This is a genomic window from Pantoea ananatis LMG 2665, assembly GCF_000710035.2.
Taxonomy (GTDB): domain Bacteria; phylum Pseudomonadota; class Gammaproteobacteria; order Enterobacterales; family Enterobacteriaceae; genus Pantoea; species Pantoea ananatis.
In genome coordinates this window covers 36,504-54,753 of sequence record NZ_JMJJ01000002.1, presented here as the reverse complement: position 1 = coordinate 54,753, position 18,250 = coordinate 36,504, and the positions used below count along the sequence as shown (strand labels likewise).

Below are 18,250 nucleotides of genomic sequence, written 5' to 3'. Positions count from 1 at the left end.
GCTCAGAACAAAACCATAACGCCCAGCCGGGCGGAACATACTCAATGCAAAACCGTAGCGCCCAGCCGGGCAGAACCAGAGCAAACCCCATCCCCGCCAACGGCGGAACTCCCCTATATGCCCAGCAACAGCTGCCGCTCCAACTGCGGATCCACCAGCGTCACATGCAATCCCACCAGCCGCACACCGCGACCCGCCCGGCGCTCATCCCAGGTTTTACGCGCCACGGCAATCATGTCTTCTTTATTTAGCACCGGCCAGACATGCTCCTGAGTCGTCTGTTGGAAATCACTGAACTTCAGCTTCACGCCCTGGCGCGCAATATGCTTATCGGGGCGAATCTGCGTCAGGCGCCGATCAAGCTCGGCATAGAGGTAATCAATGATTTCCAGGCAGCGCTCCCAGCTGTCGATATCGTCAGCCAGCGTACGCTCAACGCCTAATGATTTCCGTTCGCGTTCCACCACCACACCGCGTTCATCAATACCGTGGCTGCGCTCCCATAATATCCGGCCAAACTTACCAAACCGTTTTAGCAGCAGTGCCAAATCGGCATTTTGCACGTCGGCGCAGGTGTGCAGGCCCATCTCTTCCAACTTTTTTGCCGAGACTTTCCCCACGCCGGGGATTTTTGCCAAGGGTAACGCCAACAAAAAGTCAGACATCTGCGCAGGCGTGATGACGTACTGACCATCCGGCTTATTTAAATCGGAGGCGATCTTGGCAAGGAATTTGATCGGTGCGATGCCCGCCGAGGCGGTGAGCTGCGTTTCGCGAAAAATAGTGGCGCGGATCTCCTGGGCGATCAACGTGGCAGAGCCCTGGCAGTGCGTACTGTCGGTAACGTCCAGATAGGCTTCATCCAGCGAAAGCGGCTCAATAAGGGAGGTAAAACGGGAAAAGATGGCGCGAATCTGGCTGGAGGCTTCTTTATAGACTTCATAGCGCCCGGGCAATAAACGCAGATGGGGGCAAAGCTTTAATGCCATACCGGTCGGCATCGCACTGCGCACGCCATATTTACGTGCCGGATAGTTAGCGGTACTGATCACGCCGCGGCGATCGCGGCTGCCGCCAATGGCCATGGGAATATCACGTAATGAAGGGTCATCACGCATTTCCACTGCTGCAAAAAAGCAGTCCATATCGACATGAATGATCTTACGCATCGCCCCTCCAGTACTGGATAAGTATACAGTCAGAAGAGACTTGTGCAATATTTCTTGCAGTTGCTAACAAACTTTACAAATTTTCAGCGCTATTCCATCAAAGAAATGGACATTTTGCTCTGCGCTGTATTGCTAAAAAAACACACAATGTTTAATGTTGCGCTGCGGTAGCGGAAAGTTCCGATAATGCAAACAGAGGCGCACTTACCGCGCCATTGTTCTTCTTCACTTCAAGGTATACACAGCATGGGCAAAATCGCACTTCTGTTTGCGATGATTTTACTGCCAGCCCTCAGCATGGCAATGACTCCTGAGCCGGTTCAGCAACTGGCCCCGGTCAGTAAAGAATTAAAGAAACAGCTAATCGGTACACCGGTTTATATTCAGATCTTTAAGGAAGAGCGTACGCTTGAGCTATACGGCAAAATCGGTAATGAGTACCGTTTGCTGGATACCTACCGCATCTGCAACTTTTCTGGCGGCCTTGGCCCTAAACGTCGTGAAGGCGATTTTAAAAGCCCGGAAGGTTTTTACAGCGTAAAAATGAATCAGCTGAAGCCAGACAGCCGTTTTTACCGCGCGATTAATATTGGCTTTCCCAACCAATATGACCGCGATCAGGGCTACAGTGGTAACTACCTGATGATTCATGGCGACTGCAAGTCTATCGGCTGCTATGCCATGACCAATGCTTACATGGATCAGATTTTCACTTATGTGAACGCCGCATTACGCAATGGCCAGCAGGAAGTGAATATTGCCATTTATCCGTTTCGTATGACGGAGAGCAATATGCAGCGTCATCGCTATTCCACCTATGCGGATTTCTGGAAGCAGCTTCAGCCCGGCTATGCCTATTTTGCGCAATATCATCAGCCGCCAACGGTGAATGTTGCCAGCGGCAGATATGTGATGAACAGCAGCCCGGTCATCACACAACCCGAAGCGGCCTCACAGTCGTTCCTGGCGCTCTCCAAGGTAAAATAAAGCCCATTCGCCTGGCACGATCCGGTGCCAGGTTTCATTCCCCGTTAACGGCTGTGTCGCAATGACAGTGACTACATCGTTCGCGCCGGTATGTTTCTGGAAATCAATTTCCACATCCTGATCAAGTAGCTGCGCCCGGCCAAAAGGGGCTCGGCGGGTAATCCAGAACAGATTGGTCGAGCAGAACGCCATTAAGTAGCGACCATCCGACAGCAGCATGTTAAACACGCCCTTCTGCCGCAGTTCGCCCACCAGTTCGCCGATATAGCGAAAGACCGCAGGCCAGTTACCTGGCGTACGCGGATAGCGCGTTGCCAGCTTGTGCAGGATCCAGCAGAATGCCTTTTCACTGTCGGTTTCACCAACCGGACGAAAGGTTCCGGTCTCTAGTTGCCTGTAGCCTTTAAGCTGCCCGTTGTGCGCATAGGTCCAGTTTCGCCCCCACAGTTCCCGCGTAAACGGATGGGTGTTTTCCAGAGAGACCGGCCCACGGTTCGCCTGGCGAATATGCGCCACGACGGAATGGGACTTGATCGGGTATTCCTGCACCAGACGCGCAATGGGGGAATTAAAACTCGGCAAGGGATCTTTAAAGGTGCGGCAACCTTTATCTTCGTAAAACGTAATACCCCAGCCGTCTTTATGCGGCCCTGTTCCGCCGCCGCGCTGCACTAATCCGGTAAAACTGAAACAAATGTCGGTGGGAACATTGGCGCTCATCCCGAGCAATTCGCACATAGCAACCGCCTTATGTCAAAACGCCTCCTGCCGCTCAGGAGGCCAGTCGTGCTCTTACCTGACCATCTCTTTTTCAATCAGCAGCATCAGGATATGAATCACTTTAATATGGATCTCCTGAATGCGATCGGCATAGCCAAAATGCGGCACACGGATTTCAATGTCCGCGCTGCCAGCCATCTTGCCGCCATCTTTACCCGTCAGAGTGATCACTTTCATCCCCTGCGCACGCGCAGCCTCAACGGCCTTGATGATGTTGGCCGAGTTTCCTGACGTCGAGATCCCGAGCAGCACGTCGCCTGAACGCCCTACCGCTTCAACGTAACGGGAAAAGACGTGGTCATAGCCGAAGTCATTGCTCACGCAGGAAAGGTGGCTGACGTCTGAAATGGCAATAGCCGGATATCCAGGACGATTTTCACGGTAGCGGCCCGTGAGTTCTTCAGCAAAGTGCATCGCATCACAGTGAGAACCACCGTTGCCGCAGGAAAGCACTTTGCCGCCCGCTTTGAAGCTGTCAGCCAACATCACCGCCGCCCGTTGGATGGTGTGAATGTTCGCGTCGTCACTCAGAAAGTGATTCAACGTCTCTGCCGCTTCATTGAGCTCTGAACGAATAATGTCCTGATACATAGACTTGTCCTTTGTAGGGGAGGTTAATCGCAGCAAGTTTAACGGAATGGTTGACCTGCGCAAAGCACCACAGGGTCAGATAGCCGTGTGCCCGCCGTTTTTTTCATGTTCGTTATTTTCATTACGGGCGCTGTTTCGCTGATTTTGTGAGTCAGGTTGTAATTGCGATGTAAACAAATTGATAAATGCCAGCAGGTGATTTAAACCTCTCTTTATAACAGGTCAGACCTCTTACTACTTAACGGAGCACTTCATTATGATGGTTGTCTCGATTCTTGCGACAGTGGTGCTAATTGGCGCCCTGTTTTATCACCGCATCTCTCTGTCACTCAGTAGCGCAATCCTGCTGCTGTGGACCGCTGCGATGGCGGTGGCCCACCTGTGGACGCCGTGGCTGCTGTTGCCGCTGGCGATCATCCTGCTGCCGCTGAACCTGACCAGCCTGCGCCGCAAACTGTTTTCCAAACCGGTGCTGCAGCGCTTTCAGCAGGTCATGCCGCCGATGTCTCGTACGGAAAAAGAGGCGATTGACGCGGGCACAACCTGGTGGGAAGGCGATCTTTTTCAGGGCAAACCTGACTGGCAGAAACTGCACAACTACCCGCAACCGCGCCTGACGCCGGAAGAACAGGCCTTTATTGATGGCCCGGTGGAAGAAGCCTGCCGCATGGCGAATGATTTCCAGATCACCCATGAACTGGCGGATATGCCGCCAGAGTTGTGGGCCTATCTGAAAGAGCACCGCTTCTTCGCCATGATCATTAAAAAAGAGTACGGCGGACTGGCATTCTCCGCCTATGCCCAGGCACGCGTGTTGCAAAAACTGTCGGGCGTATCGGGTATTCTGGCGATTACCGTGGGGGTGCCTAACTCACTGGGTCCGGGCGAACTGCTGCAACATTACGGAACGGAAAAACAGAAAGACCATTATTTGCCGCGTCTGGCGCGGGGCGATGAGATTCCCTGTTTCGCCCTTACCAGCCCGGAAGCGGGTTCCGATGCCGGGGCAATCCCCGATACCGGCGTCGTTTGCATGGGCGAATGGCAGGGCCAGCAGGTGCTGGGCATGCGACTGACCTGGAACAAGCGCTATATCACGTTAGCCCCAATCGCCACCGTACTGGGTCTGGCCTTTAAGCTTTCCGACCCCGAGCATCTGCTGGGCGAGAAAGAGGAACTGGGCATTACCTGTGCCCTGATCCCAACCAGCACGCCGGGCGTGGAAATCGGTCATCGCCACTTCCCGCTCAACGTACCGTTCCAGAATGGTCCAACCCGTGGGAAAGACATTTTTGTCCCCATTGATTTCATCATTGGCGGCCCGGAAATGGCCGGTCAGGGCTGGCGGATGCTGGTGGAATGTCTGTCCGTCGGACGTGGCATCACGCTGCCGTCAAACTCAACCGGTAGCCTGAAAACGGTGGCACTGGCGACCGGCGCCTATGCGCACATCCGTCGTCAGTTCAAGCTGTCTATCGGTAAAATGGAAGGTATTGAAGAGCCGCTGGCGCGCATCGCAGGTAATGCCTATGTAATGGACGCGGCCGCTACGCTAATCACCACAGGGATTATGCAGGGTGAAAAACCCGCGGTGCTGTCAGCCATCGTCAAATATCACTGTACCCATCGCGCTCAACAGTCAATCATCGATGCGATGGATATCGCGGGTGGTAAGGGCATCATGCTGGGTGACAGCAACTTCCTGGCGCGTGCCTATCAGGGTGCGCCCATCGCTATCACCGTGGAAGGCGCGAACATTCTGACCCGCAGCATGATTATCTTTGGTCAGGGGGCAATTCGTTGCCATCCTTATGTCCTGCAGGAAATGGCCGCCGCCGCCAGCAACGATGTTGCCGCCTTCGATAAGGCGCTGTTTAGCCATATTGGTCACGTTGGCAGCAACGCGATGCGCAGCCTGTGGCTAGGCCTGCTGGGCGGTCGCACCAGCGCCGCGCCAACCCGCGATGTAACGCGTCGCTATTATCAGCACATGAACCGCATTAGTGCCAACCTGGCCTTGCTGTCAGATGTTTCTATGGCGGTCTTAGGCGGCAGCCTGAAACGTCGCGAACGGATGTCTGCTCGCCTGGGTGATGTGCTGAGTCAGCTCTACCTGGCGTCTGCCACTCTGAAACGCTATGACGATGAAGGACGCCACGAAGCCGATTTACCGCTGGTGCACTGGGGCGTGCAGGATGCACTGAATAAAGCAGAGAAAGCCATGGACGATCTGCTGAGTAATTTCCCGAACCGCCTGGTGGCTGGCGTTATTCGACTGATGGTGTTTGCCGGTGGTCAGCACTGCCCTGCACCGTCCGATCGTCTTGATCACAAACTGGCAAAAATGCTGCAGGTGCCTTCAGCGACGCGCACGCGCCTGGGCCGCGGTCAGTATCTTGCGCCGAGCCAGCATAATCCTGCTGGTCAGTTAGAGCAGGCATTACAGGACGTAATGGCGGCGGAAGTGATTCACGACCGCCTGTGCAAGCAGCATAAAAAACACTTCTCATTCACCCGACTGGATGCGCTGGCTAAACAGGCGTTGGAACAGGGCTGGATTGACGACAAAGAAGCTGAAGTGCTGAAACGCGCCGAGCAGAGCCGTCTGCGTTCCATTAACGTGGATGAGTTTGAGGCTGATGCGCTGGCCGTGCCGGCAAAGCAGGATGTCTCAAAACCCGCCCGCCCCAGTGAGGCAGCATAAACAATCAGGCCGACATCATGTCGGCCTTTTTTTATCCTGCCTGACGAATGCGGGCAATCAATGCCTCGACATCGTCCACGTGCCCGGCGGCCAGAATCAGGGTGCGGCCTAAGGTAATCGCATTGCGAATACAATCGGTGCGCATTTCATCATCCTGAATCAGCTTCATGTCCGCCACGTGCGACATGCCCACCGTTCGACGGATCAACTCCGTTCCACAAAAGCCAATGGTGTCCGCCCAGACTTTGCGCAGAAACGCCTGTGCATAACCTGGATACGCCATGGCAACATCCTGGGTGTGACTTTCTGCCAGCGCCAGGAAGCGCGTCGCAAAGGTATTCCAGACATCACGCACGTCGCTAAGGCGCTGCTCACGGGCATCAACGGCTTCGCGGGGAGGCAACAGGCCCGGTAAACCACAGTAGTTGATCAGCAGGTTACCCAGCGCGGTGCCTACGTCAAAGCCGATGGGTCCAAAATAACCAAACTCGGCATCAATCGCTTTCAAGCTGCCGTCAGCCACAAAAATCGAGCCGCTGTGGATATCCCCATGCAGTAACGCCTCGGCATGGCTGAAGAAAACGTGCTTGAGCCCGGCCACAGCAATACGCAACGCGTCGTCAGTGCGGAGGGATGCGACCAGCGGCTCCAGCGCGTCAGGATAGCTGTTGCGCTCGTGGTCAGTGTAGGGATCGTTAAAGAACAGATCTTCGGTGATCTCGCACAGCTCAGGGTTGATAAAGCGCACCACCTCGGCTTTCTTGTGATGCGGGTGCAGAATAAAGTCTGAGGTGTGAAACAGCGTCTGCGCCAGATATTCGCCGAGCTGACGCGGCGCTTCAGGGTAGTAGGCGCCTTTCACCAGCTCACTGCGCCAGATGCGGTGGCTGGAAAGATCTTCCATCACCATCACCGCCAGATCCGCATCGTAATGCGTAACCTTAACCGTGTGCTGGGGGCAATATTTGTAGTGCTCAACCAGCGTTTGCGCTTCGATACGCGCACGATCCAGGGTTAACGGCCACGATTCGCCGACGCAGCGAACATAGGGCAGCGCCTGTTTGACTACCACGCGGCTTTTACCCTGGTTGTCGTAAATTTTAAAGACCAGATTGAGGTTACCATCGCCAATCTCTTCCGCGCTGCTTAGAACAGAAGGATCATCCATGCCGCCAAACGTTTTGGCATATTCCACAGCATCGGCTGCAGTGAACGTACGGTATTGCGACATTGACCTTTCCTCATCAACAAACGCCGGTGCAAGCCGGACCTGATTAATCTTTCGTAATAAGCCGTTCAGACGTCTATACATCCGTCAAGCATGTTGGCACAATATCCGCTATTAACGCAACATGGATTTCACCAACAATGCAGACATTCCAAACTACCAGCTTACAGGTTCGTAACAACCAGCTCTGGATACTGGATCAGCAGGCCCTGCCCCAGCAAAAGAACTGGCTGCCTGCCCATTCGGTCGCGCAGTTGGTTGAACATATTCATGCGCTGCGGGTGCGCGGTGCGCCGTTAATTGGCCTGTCTGCATCCCTGCTGCTGGCACTGCTGGCGGAACAGGGTGAAACACGCGAGCAGCTGGCACAGTCGCTGGAAATATTGCGGGCCGCCCGCCCGACCGCGGTCAACCTGATGAATAACCTCGATCGTATGAAACAGGCGCTGGAGCAGCCAGACAGGGTGACGAGCCTGGCAGAAGAAGCCTTGCGGCTGGTGCAGGAGGATAAACAGCTCTGCGATCGCATCGCCGAAGCCGGAAACTCGCTGGTCAAACCCGGCAGCCAGCTGTTAACCCACTGCAATACGGGCGGCCTGGCGACCGCAGGCGTCGGCACAGCCCTGGGCGTTATCGCGCGCGCGCATCAAGAGGGCAAGGTCCGAAATGTTTGGGTCGATGAAACGCGTCCCCTGTTGCAGGGCGGGCGCTTAACCGCCTGGGAACTCGGCGAACTCGGCGTACCTTACCAGTTGATCACCGATTCGATGGCCGCCAGCCTGATGGCTGCGGGCAACGTGGACGCTATCTGGGTGGGCGCGGACCGTATCGCCGCCAATGGTGACGTAGCGAACAAAATCGGCACCTACAGCCTGGCGGTGTTAGCGCACTATCACGGTATTCCGTTCTACGTTGCGGCCCCGCATACCACGCTGGATCGGCTCTGCCCGACGGGCGCGGCCATTCCTATTGAACAGCGTGCCGCCAGTGAAGTCACCGGTGTGTCCGGAAGCTTCGGCAGCGTGCAGTGGGCCCCTGAAGAGGCGCAGGTCTACAATCCCGCCTTTGATGTTACGCCTGCCGCGCTGATCAGCGGTTGGGTGCTGGATACCGGCGTGATCGCACCGGCTCAGGTTGCCGCTGGCATCTTCCAGCCACAGTAAGCTGACAGGCGGCTTACGGAATCAGCCGCCCGCAGAATGCGCCGTGATTACGCGAGGCGCGGATAGGCATCGGCAATCTTGTCGCCGGTGAAATTGGCGATCCAGCCTTCCTGATTATCAAAAATGCGAATCGCGGTGAAGTGCGGGGACGATCCCATATCAAACCAGTGCGGCGTGCCGGCGGGCACCGAGATCAGATCGTTCTTTTCGCACAGGATCTGCAAAATTTCACCGTCCAGATGCAGACAAAACAGCCCTGCACCCTCGACAAAGAAGCGCACTTCATCTTCGCCGTGCGTGTGTTCCGACAGAAACTTCTGGCGCAGAACGTCCTTCTGCGGGTTATCGGCACGCATGCTAATCACGTCCCAGCTCTGATAGCCTTTTTCGGCCACCAGCCGGTCGATGGCATGCTGATAGGCGTTGATGACCGTTTCCGCATCCGGGTTTTCGCCCAGATCGCGGTCGGCCTGCCAGCGTTCAAAACGGACGTCTTTGGCATTCAGCCGCGCGCGAATCGCCTCAGCATCGGTGCTGTGCCATATCGGCTGGCTGGGATCGCTATCGCTAAAAATGGTCAGTGCACTCATCTCAAATCGACTCCGGGTTAATCTGGGAAAAATCGGCGACCTGACGATGATGGCTGTCATCATCTGCCGCGTCACGAATCAGCTGCAGCGTGTGCCAGCCGGCCTGCTCTGCTGCGTCCAGCTCCTGATGAATATCAGAAAGAAACAGCAGTTGTTCGGCGGGCAAGCCCGTTTGCGCAGCGATGTTCTGATACGACGTCTTCTCACGCTTGGCGCCCACGTGGGTATCAAAATAGCCGCTGAACAAACCAGTAATATCACCTTCGTCGCTGTAGCCAAATAACAATTTCTGCGCGGCAACCGAGCCAGAGGAATATATATATAATTTAATGCCTTGCGCGTGCCAGGCCGTAAGCGCGGGCAGCACATCAGGATAAAGGTGCCCCGTAAAGCGGCCGCTCAGGTAGCCCTCGCGCCAAATCATTCCCTGCAACGCCTTCAGGCCGGTCGATTTGCGATCCGCATCCATGTAAGAAAACAGAATAGCGATGACCTCGTTTGTATCGGCATCGGGTTGCCCCGCTTCGGTACGCACGGCGTTTAGCGCCTGTTGCACCTCAGTCTGCGTCTGATTCTTGCGAACATAATCAGCCAGATGCGCTCGGGCATAGGGAAACAGAACGTTATGTACAAAGCGGATATCGCTGGTGGTCCCTTCAATATCGGTAACAATGGCCTTTATCATGCTTTCTCCAGCAGGCGACGTTGGCGCTCGCATTCAAATAAAAATTCCAGACCTTCAAGATGACGACGGGCTTCAGCGACATCTTTGCCCCAGCAGGTCAGGCCGTGTCCGCGCAGCAGAAAGCCATAGCGCAGGGGAAAACGGGCGGCATAATCCTCGATCTCTGACGCCAGCGCCGCCACATCCTGACTGTTGTCGAACAGGGGAATCGCCACGGTAGCATCGTGGGTCGTTTGCCCGCTCAGCGACTTTTGCATCTCATAGCCGTAGAGCAGCACGGCGGCGCCCTGCTCGACCCGCGACAGCACCGTGGAATTGACCGTGTGCGTGTGCAGTACCGCGCCCGCCTCCGGGAACAGACGGTAAATCAGCGTGTGCAGCGCGGTTTCTGCCGAAGGCTTACGGCCCGTGGGGGCCAGATTAGTGGCAATGTGGACCTGAATAAAATCATCCCGCGTCAGGCTGCCTTTGTCTTTGCCCGACTCACTCAGCAGGCAAACATGTGCATCCTGGCGCACCGACATATTGCCACCGGTGGCCGGTGCCCAGCCCTTCGCGCCTATCCAGTGACAGGCTTGCACCAGCTGATCTACTGCAGAAGAATCGGACATCATCGTTCCTTTTAGCCGTCTAAGCGTCTTGATTGCCAAATACTAGCATCCTGTTTATAGTGGCATCAACTAAGGGTTTTTCCGCTACCGTTTTTGCGCGTAAGGCTACCTAATCATGACGCAGTCCAACCTGACGCCCGAGAGCAAGCTGCCTGCACTCGGCACCACCATATTCACGCAAATGAGCACGCTGGCACAGCAGCATAATGCAATTAATCTTTCTCAGGGATTTCCGGATTTTGATGGTCCGTCTTACCTGCAGGAAAGGCTGGCTTACCACGTCAGTCAGGGCGCGAATCAGTACGCACCCATGACCGGCGCACAGCCGCTTCGCGAAGCCATTGCGGATAAAACCGCCGCGATCTATGGCTATCGGCCCGATGTGAACAGCGATATCACCGTGACGGCAGGGGCTACTGAAGCCCTGTATGCCGCCATCACCGCCCTGGTGCGGCCCGGTGACGAGGTCATCTGTTTCGATCCCAGTTACGACAGCTATGCGCCCGCGGTACAGCTGGCGGGCGGCACACTGAAACGCCTCACCTTGCAGCCACCGTTGTTCACGGTTGACTGGCCTGCGTTCTCCGCGCTGCTAAGCGACAAAACCCGCCTGGTCATCTTAAACACGCCGCATAATCCCTCGGCCAGCGTCTGGCATCACGCGGACTATGCCGCGTTATGGCAGGCTGTCGCCGACCGGGAAATCTACGTGCTGAGCGATGAAGTCTATGAACACATCTGCTTTGCACAGGACGGTCATGCCAGCGTGCTGGCGCATCCTGAGCTGCGTCAACGTGCGGTGGCGGTGTCATCCTTTGGCAAAACCTTTCATATGACGGGCTGGAAAGTCGGTTACTGCGTGGCACCGGCGGCCATTAGCGCCGAGATCCGTAAGATCCATCAGTACCTGACGTTTTCAGTCAACACGCCTGCGCAACTGGCGATTGCCGATATGCTGCGCCAGCATCCCGAACACTATCGTGAACTGCCCGAGTTTTATCGCGCGCGCCGTGACCGACTGATACAGGCCTTGCGCAGCAGTCGTTTTCACCTGTTGCCCTGTGAAGGCACCTACTTCCTGCTGGCGGACTACAGTGCCATTTCGGACCTGGACGATGTCAGTTTTTGCCAGTGGCTGACGCGTGAAGTGGGCGTAGCCGCCATTCCGCTGTCGGTATTCTGCGAGGCGCCTTTCCCGCACAAACTGATTCGGCTGTGCTTTGCAAAACAGGAAGCCACACTTGATGCGGCAGCGGAGCGGTTATGTCGACTTTAGCGATAACGCTGCTACAGGAGCCACTGACGTGGATGGATGGCGAGGCCAACCTGCGCCATTTCGATCGGATCTTAGCCGACCTCACGCAACGGGATGTCATTATTCTGCCCGAAATGTTCACCACCGGTTTTGCCATGGAGGCCGCCCAGTCGGCGCTACCGCAGGCGCAGGTCGTGGAATGGTTACAGCACCATGCTAAGCGCACCAATGCGCTGGTGGGCGGCAGCGCCGCCGTTCATACCGCTGAGGGCACCGTAAACCGTTTTCTGCTGGTTGAGCCGGACGGCACGCTGCACCAGTATGACAAACGTCATCTGTTTCGCATGGCCGATGAACAGCAGCATTATATTGCGGGCAAGGCGCGTACGGTGATTCCGTGGCGCGGCTGGCGTATTCTGCCGCAAATCTGTTACGACCTGCGCTTTCCGGTGTTCTCACGCAATCAAAATGACTACGATCTGGCGCTGTATGTCGCCAACTGGCCTGCAGCGCGCGCCCTTCACTGGCAGGCCCTGCTGCTGGCTCGCGCTATCGAAAATCAGGCATATGTAGCAGGCTGCAACCGTGTGGGCAGCGATGGTAATCAGCATCAGTACAGTGGGGACAGTCGAATTATTTCTCCGCAGGGGGAGATTCTGGCGGCGGGCGAGCCGTTCAAAGCCGGTCAGGTTGAGGCGTCGCTGTCGCTAGCCGAGTTGCAGGCTTATCGCGAGCGGTTTCCGGCATGGCGCGATGCGGATGGCTTTACGTTGGCAGAATAAAATCGCCCCCGGCCAGGCCGGGGGCGATTCAGGCGTTTACTGCAGGTCGAAACGGTCCAGGTTCATCACTTTCGTCCAGGCCGCCACGAAGTCGGTAACAAACTTCTGTTTTGCATCGCTGCTGGCATAAACTTCGGCCAGAGCGCGCAGGATGGCGTTGGAACCGAACACCAGATCGGCGCGCGTCGCGCTGTACTTCACTTCTCCGCTCTGACGATCGCGGCCTTCGAAGATCTCTTCACTGCCGTCGGTCGCACGCCATGCGGTGCGCATATCCAGCAGATTCACAAAGAAATCATTACTCAGCACGCCCACGCGGTCGGTGAACACGCCGTGATGGCTGCCGTCAAAGTTGGTGCCCAGGACACGCAGGCCACCCAGCAGGACGGTGAGCTCTGGGGCACTCAGCGTCAGTTGCTGCGCCTTATCCAGCAACAGGGTTTCAGTGGATGATCCTCCCTGTACGCGACGATAGTTACGGAAACCATCTGCCAGCGGTTGGAGTACGTTAAAGGATTCTACATCAGTTTGATCCTGACGAGCATCCACGCGGCCTGGGGTAAAGGGCACCTGTGCGCTGACGCCGGCTGCGGCTGCAGCCATTTCGATGCCGACGCTGCCCGCCAGGACAATGACGTCAGCTAAAGAAGCTTTACCGGATTCCTGCTGGATCTGCTGCAGTTTCGGTAACACATCGTTAATGACGCTGGCGTTCACCGCCCAGCTGTTCTGGGGCGCCAGCGCCAGACGGGCACCGTTTGCGCCGCCGCGTTTGTCGCCACCACGGAAGGTTGAAGCCGAAGCCCAGGCCGCCGAAACCAGCTGGCTTACCGTCAAACCTGATGCAGCGATTTTCGCCTTCAGTTCGCTGATATCATCAGCCGTCGGCTGATGCGTTGGCTGCGGTAACGGATCCTGCCACAGTAAATCTTCCTTTGGCACTTCCGGACCGATGTAACGCGCTTTTGGCCCCATATCGCGGTGGGTCAGCTTAAACCAGGCGCGGGCAAAGGCTTCGTTAAAGGACTGCGGATCGTTCAGGAAGCGGCGAGAAATCTTCTCGAACTCGGGGTCGAAACGTAACGTCAGATCCGTCACCAGCATGGTCGGTTTGCGCTTTTTCGCAGGATCGAACGGATCCGGAATAATGTCGTCAGCGTTGACCGCTTCATACTGAATCGCACCCGCCGGGCTGTGCGTTTTTACCCACTCATATTTGAACAGGTTCTCAAAGAAGTAGTTGCTCCACTGGGTTGGCGTTTGCGTCCAGACGACTTCAAGGCCGGAGGTAATCGCATCTGCACCCACACCGCTGCCGTGGCTGTTGTTCCAGCCAAAGCCCTGTGCTTCGATAGGTGAGGCTTCAGGATCGACGCCCACGTGACTCGCGGCGGCGGCACCATGGGTTTTGCCCAGGGTATGTCCACCCGCAATCAGCGCCACGATCTCTTCGTCGTTCATGCCCATGTTGCCGAATGTCGCGCGAATCGCTGGCGCGGCAGAAGCGGGATCGCCGCTGGCTTCAGGCCCCTCTGGGTTCACGTAGATCAGCCCCATTTCGGTCGCGCCCAGCGGTGCGTTAGCCAGGCTTTCCGGATGGCGATGGGCCAGCCACTCGGTTTCGTTACCCCAATCCACGTCCATATCCGGTTCCCAGACGTCTTCACGACCGGCACCAAAACCAAAGGTACGGAAACCTGAATTTTCCAGCGAAACGTTGCCGGCGAGGATATAGAGATCGGCCCAGGAAATTTTCTGACCGTATTTTTGTTTTACCGGCCACAGCAGGCGGCGGGCTTTATCAAGGCTGACGTTATCTGGCCAGGAGTTCAGTGGGGCGAAACGCTGTTGACCCCGGCCTGAGCCACCGCGCCCGTCGACGGTGCGGTAAGTACCGGCACTGTGCCACGCCATACGAATAAACAGGCCAATGTAGGTGCCCCAGTCGGCTGGCCACCAGGATTGGGAGTCGGTGAGCAACGCCCGGATGTCGGCTTTCAGTGCGGAGTAGTCCAGCGTGCTGAACGCTTCGCGGTAGTTGAAGTTTTCGCCGAGGGGATTAGAACGGTTGGAGTGCTGGTTTAGCAGATCCACGCGCAACATGTTTGGCCACCAGTCGCGATTGCTGGTACCACTGCCGGCTCCACGAGCCAGAACGCTTTCTTCTTCCGATTTACCGTGATGAAAGGGACATTTACCTGAAGCGGCTACATCATTATCTTTTGGCGTGCTCATTATCGGCTCCGTTGCCTTCACATTATTGACCTTAAGATAACCCTGGCGTTAGCAGGAATATAGTCGGATGGGCCGAAGGTATTGATAGCCGATAGCTCTCAAGCGCAGCGGAAAAACGCTGCGCCTGATGCACCTGTTAACTGCCGCGATAGGTAGACCAGCTCCAGGGCGAGATTAAAAATGGCAGATGATAATGGCTGGCGCTTTCCGTCAGCACAAAATCAATTTGCGCACTGACGTACAATGTTTCTCGTCCGCCTGCGCGGAAGTATTCGCCAATCGCGGCCGTCAGGCGGTACTGTCCCGGCGCAAGCGGCTCGGGTGTCAAATCCTTCAGGCGACCATCGTTATCCGTGATGCCCCGGGCACAGGTTACCCACCCTTGTGCCCCGTGCTGTTCCAGCAACATGGCTACGCCTGGCGCGGGTTTACCCAGCGCGGTATCCAGAATATGGGTGCTGATAGTGCTCATGAAAAACTCTCCTTAAGGCGCAGCAGGGTGATTTCCCGCAGTTGTTCCAGAGATTCCTGGCGCTCGCTTTCCGGGCTGTTGTCCAGCCGCCGTGTAAGTTCATCAAGCATATTCTGTGCGCTGCGCCCTTTCGCCCGGATCAAAAAGACCCGGTTAAAGCGCGCCTCATAAGCCTGGTTGCCCTGCACCATCGCCTGCTGTAACGCATCGTCTGCCTGTTGCATGGCCGCTTGTTCGCTGCGTGATAACCGTTTTTCCTTCTCGTCGCCCTGTGCCTTTTCCCCGATGCGCGGATGAGCTGAAAGCGCCTGATTCAGATCGTCTTCCTGCCAGGCCTGGGCCAGCCGTTGTGCCTCAGCCAGCAGGGCCTCAACGCTGTGAAACGGGCGGGCCGCCACCAGCGCCTGCTGCCAGCGAGGAATCGCGACGCAGTGCGAGAGCGCAAGCTGAGCGACGGCTTGCGGTAGCTGGTTAAAGGTGCCTAAATCCATCTTAATGCTGCTCCGCAAGGTGACATATCGTCTGCAAATAGGCCTGAACCGCCGGGGCGACATCGGCTTCATTGACCGATTCGGCCGGATGGTGGCTGATACCGCGATGGTTACGCACAAACAGCATGCCTACCGGCCAGCGTTCTGCGATTGCGATAGCATCATGGCCTGCGCCACTGGGCAGGGCCAGGCTGCGCCCCTGTACGGTTTCAACCGCGTGGCTCAACGCCTGTTGCAATCCGGCATCGCAGGCCGTCGCCGCAATGCGGTAATACTCATGAGATTCGAAGGTTAATCCCCGACGCAGCGCAATGGCTTCCGCCTGGGTCAGCAAGGCGGACAGCAGCGCTTCAAGCGGTGCGTCCTCGGGCCCGCGCACATCCAGCGACAGATTCACCTCGCCCGGAATGACGTTGACCGCGCCCGGTGCGCAGTTGAGCGTGCCTACCGTTGCCACTAACTGCCCCGGCTGTTCGCGCGTCGTGTGTTCAATAAACACCATCCATTCCGCCGCCGCCGCCAGGGCATCTTTACGATGCTTCATCGGCACCGTACCGGCATGGCCCGCCTCGCCCGTAAAGCAGCAGTTCAGGCGACGGGCACCGTTGATCGCCGTGACCACCCCGAGCGCGAGATCTTCCTGCTCCAGGCAAGGTCCCTGCTCAATGTGCAGCTCCAGATAGGCCACGATATCGCTGACGTTGCGCGCGGCACGCTGGATCTGACTGGCATCCAGCCCCACGTCGCTCATCGCCTGGGAAACCGTGATGCCGTTGCCGTCAGGATGTGTCGGCCAGCTGTCAGGCCAGGTGCCGGTAATGCCGCGACTGCCCAGCAACGTGATGCCAAAGCGCGTGCCCTCTTCATCCCCGAAGCCGATGACTTCAATGGCCAGCGGCAATCGACGCTGGCGATCGTGCAGCCACTGGACGGTTTCAATGGCGCTCAGCACGCCCAGCATCCCGTCATAGCGGCCGGCGTTGCGTACCGTGTCCAGATGCGAACCCAATAACAGTGCGGGAGCGCCGGGCTGCGCGGCCTCATAGCGACCGCAGATATTGCCCACCTCATCCTGCCAGACCGTCATACCGGCAGCCTGCATCCATTCGCCCACGCGCGCATTGGCCCGCAGGTGCTCTGGCGACAGGTAAACCCGTGTCAGGCCCTGATCGCTTTCACTGATCTCAGCCAGCGCGTCACAGCGCGCCATCACGCGCCGAGCGGCAATCTGAGCCTCGCTGGCATTCATCATCATGCATGGCTCCCATAGTGGTTCCATGCCGCCTGCGAACCGGCCCCCTGTGGCGTACGATAACCGACATGGGACAGGACCATTTCCAGCGCCGCCAGCGTTTGCATCACGCAGTCTTTACGCGCGTTATAACCCATGGTGCCGATGCGCCACACTTTGCCATGCAGCGGGCCAAAGGACGTGCCGATCTCAATGCCAAAATCCTCCAGCATGAGCTTACGCACTTCATCGCCATTGACGCCCTGGGGAATCACCACGCCCAGGACATTGCTCATCTTGTTACTGAGATCGCCAAAGGTTTCCAGCCCCATTCCCTGAATGCCTTTCAGCATCGCCTCGCCGTGAAGCTGGTGGCGGGCAATGCCGTTGTCCAGCCCTTCCTGCAGAATCAGACGCGCACACTCACGCGCGCCGAACAGGGCGCTGGTGGCTTCAGTATGGTGATTGAGCCGTTCCGGGCCCCAGTAGTCCATGATCATGCCGAGATCGAAATAGTTGGAGTAGATCATCTCGTCGTCACCATCCTGATGCGCGTCGGTGCGGATCCCCTGCTCCACGCATTTGCGCTTGCGGACTATCGCCGCCATCTCATCGCTCAACGTAATCGGGGAGGTTCCGGACGGGCCGCCCAGGCATTTCTGCATGCCCGCGGAGACCGCATCCAGTCCCCATGCATCGGTTTCCAGCGCATTGCCCGCCAGCGACGCCGTCGCATCGGTATAAAACAGCACGCCATATTTTTTGCAGATGGCACCCAACTCAGCCAGCGGCTGCAGCATGGTGGTCGAGGTATCGCCCTGCACGGTCAGCAACAGGCGCGGTTTGACTTTTTTGATGGCGTCTTCAATCTGGTCTGGCGTAAAGACCTCGCCCCATGGCACGTCAATCGTGTGCACATCGGCACGGCAGCGGCGGGCAATTTCACACAGCAGATGACCAAAACGGCCAAAGACCGGCACCAGCACTTTATCGCCGGGGCGAATCGCCGACAGCAGAATTGCCTCAATACCAGCGCGTGAGGTGCCGTCAATCAGTAACGTCCAGCGGTTTTCCGTGCGAAACACGCCACGATACAGCGCCATCACCTCATTCATATAGTGCGTCATGGCCGGATCGTATTGCCCGAGCAGCTGGCTCGACATCGCACGCAGCACGCGCGGATCGGCATTGATAGGGCCAGGCCCCATTAACAGACGCTGAGGAGGATTAATTTGCGGAAATTGAGAGATATCCATAGTGAATTCCTTGTTAAGCA

The 18,250-nt window shown here is 56.9% G+C and carries 17 protein-coding genes; 5 read left to right on the top strand and 12 right to left on the bottom strand.

The features are described from left to right. Positions 1 to 113 precede the first annotated feature (113 nt). The gene (gene dinB / locus EL29_RS01810) at positions 114 to 1,169 is read right to left on the bottom strand and encodes a DNA polymerase IV (protein ID WP_014593005.1); all 1,056 of its coding nucleotides are present in this window, start codon (positions 1,167 to 1,169) and stop codon (positions 114 to 116) included. 246 nt (positions 1,170 to 1,415) lie between these two features. Between dinB and dpaA the strand changes: the two genes are divergently transcribed. Continuing rightward, positions 1,416 to 2,156 carry a peptidoglycan meso-diaminopimelic acid protein amidase gene (gene dpaA / locus EL29_RS01805; protein WP_014606503.1) on the top strand — a complete coding sequence of 247 codons (741 nt, stop codon included), beginning with the start codon at positions 1,416 to 1,418 and terminating at the stop codon, positions 2,154 to 2,156. Here dpaA and EL29_RS01800 read toward each other — a convergent pair. Both EL29_RS01800 and lpcA read right to left on the bottom strand, forming a co-directional pair. Further along, positions 2,121 to 2,894 carry a class II glutamine amidotransferase gene (locus EL29_RS01800; RefSeq protein WP_028714850.1) on the bottom strand — a complete coding sequence of 258 codons (774 nt, stop codon included), beginning with the start codon at positions 2,892 to 2,894 and terminating at the stop codon, positions 2,121 to 2,123. The two genes, dpaA and EL29_RS01800, sit on opposite strands and share 36 nt — an antisense overlap. Positions 2,895 to 2,948: 54 nt before the next feature. Then, entirely contained in the window at positions 2,949 to 3,527 is a 579-nt protein-coding gene (gene lpcA, locus EL29_RS01795) for a D-sedoheptulose 7-phosphate isomerase (RefSeq protein ID WP_014593004.1), read from the bottom strand. A gap of 256 nt (positions 3,528 to 3,783) precedes the next feature. On the opposite strand from lpcA, the gene fadE reads away from it, so the two are divergent. Further along, positions 3,784 to 6,231 carry an acyl-CoA dehydrogenase FadE gene (fadE, locus tag EL29_RS01790; protein ID WP_028714849.1) on the top strand — a complete coding sequence of 816 codons (2,448 nt, stop codon included), beginning with the start codon at positions 3,784 to 3,786 and terminating at the stop codon, positions 6,229 to 6,231. 31 nt (positions 6,232 to 6,262) lie between these two features. Here the strand turns inward: fadE and mtnK are convergent, their stop codons facing one another. After that, complete coding sequence (mtnK, locus tag EL29_RS01785; RefSeq protein WP_028714848.1) at positions 6,263 to 7,462, bottom strand: S-methyl-5-thioribose kinase; 1,200 nt, start codon at positions 7,460 to 7,462, stop codon at positions 6,263 to 6,265. Between the two features lie 137 nt (positions 7,463 to 7,599). Here mtnK and mtnA point away from each other — a divergent pair, with 137 nt between their 5' ends. Next, complete coding sequence (gene mtnA, locus EL29_RS01780) at positions 7,600 to 8,622, top strand: S-methyl-5-thioribose-1-phosphate isomerase (protein WP_019106335.1); 1,023 nt, start codon at positions 7,600 to 7,602, stop codon at positions 8,620 to 8,622. Positions 8,623 to 8,669: 47 nt separating this feature from the next. Here the strand turns inward: mtnA and EL29_RS01775 are convergent, their stop codons facing one another. Genes EL29_RS01775 through EL29_RS01765 form a run of 3 tightly spaced genes read right to left on the bottom strand, consistent with a single transcriptional unit; the run spans position 8,670 to position 10,508 of the window. Continuing rightward, positions 8,670 to 9,212: a 1,2-dihydroxy-3-keto-5-methylthiopentene dioxygenase gene (locus EL29_RS01775; protein ID WP_014606507.1), complete on the bottom strand. Its 543-nt coding sequence runs from the start codon at positions 9,210 to 9,212 to the stop codon at positions 8,670 to 8,672. A gap of 1 nt (position 9,213) precedes the next feature. Further along, the gene (mtnC, locus tag EL29_RS01770; protein WP_028714847.1) at positions 9,214 to 9,897 is read right to left on the bottom strand and encodes an acireductone synthase; all 684 of its coding nucleotides are present in this window, start codon (positions 9,895 to 9,897) and stop codon (positions 9,214 to 9,216) included. Beyond that, positions 9,894 to 10,508 carry a methylthioribulose 1-phosphate dehydratase gene (locus tag EL29_RS01765; RefSeq protein WP_028714846.1) on the bottom strand — a complete coding sequence of 205 codons (615 nt, stop codon included), beginning with the start codon at positions 10,506 to 10,508 and terminating at the stop codon, positions 9,894 to 9,896. Before EL29_RS01765 ends, mtnC begins: the two co-directional genes overlap by 4 nt. 115 nt (positions 10,509 to 10,623) lie before the next feature. Between EL29_RS01765 and EL29_RS01760 the strand changes: the two genes are divergently transcribed. Both EL29_RS01760 and EL29_RS01755 read left to right on the top strand, forming a co-directional pair. Continuing rightward, the gene (locus EL29_RS01760) at positions 10,624 to 11,784 is read left to right on the top strand and encodes a pyridoxal phosphate-dependent aminotransferase (RefSeq protein WP_014593000.1); all 1,161 of its coding nucleotides are present in this window, start codon (positions 10,624 to 10,626) and stop codon (positions 11,782 to 11,784) included. Further along, a complete protein-coding gene (locus EL29_RS01755; RefSeq protein WP_028714845.1) occupies positions 11,772 to 12,545 on the top strand; it encodes an amidohydrolase in 774 nt (257 codons plus the stop codon). Before EL29_RS01760 ends, EL29_RS01755 begins: the two co-directional genes overlap by 13 nt. Before the next feature lie 36 nt (positions 12,546 to 12,581). Here the strand turns inward: EL29_RS01755 and katG are convergent, their stop codons facing one another. From katG to pucG, 5 genes are all read right to left on the bottom strand, one after another. Then, entirely contained in the window at positions 12,582 to 14,780 is a 2,199-nt protein-coding gene (katG, locus tag EL29_RS01750; RefSeq protein WP_014592998.1) for a catalase/peroxidase HPI, read from the bottom strand. 136 nt (positions 14,781 to 14,916) lie between these two features. Next, positions 14,917 to 15,252, bottom strand: a complete 336-nt coding sequence (gene uraH, locus EL29_RS01745; RefSeq protein WP_013024759.1) for a hydroxyisourate hydrolase — start codon at positions 15,250 to 15,252, stop codon at positions 14,917 to 14,919. Beyond that, positions 15,249 to 15,743 carry a 2-oxo-4-hydroxy-4-carboxy-5-ureidoimidazoline decarboxylase gene (uraD, locus tag EL29_RS01740; RefSeq protein ID WP_014606512.1) on the bottom strand — a complete coding sequence of 165 codons (495 nt, stop codon included), beginning with the start codon at positions 15,741 to 15,743 and terminating at the stop codon, positions 15,249 to 15,251. The genes uraH and uraD overlap by 4 nt, the downstream gene beginning before the upstream one ends. 1 nt (position 15,744) lies before the next feature. Further along, positions 15,745 to 16,998, bottom strand: a complete 1,254-nt coding sequence (gene hpxK / locus EL29_RS01735; protein WP_014606513.1) for an allantoate amidohydrolase — start codon at positions 16,996 to 16,998, stop codon at positions 15,745 to 15,747. Further along, complete coding sequence (gene pucG, locus EL29_RS01730; RefSeq protein ID WP_014592995.1) at positions 16,995 to 18,230, bottom strand: (S)-ureidoglycine--glyoxylate transaminase; 1,236 nt, start codon at positions 18,228 to 18,230, stop codon at positions 16,995 to 16,997. Before pucG ends, hpxK begins: the two co-directional genes overlap by 4 nt. Positions 18,231 to 18,250: the final 20 nt, after the last annotated feature.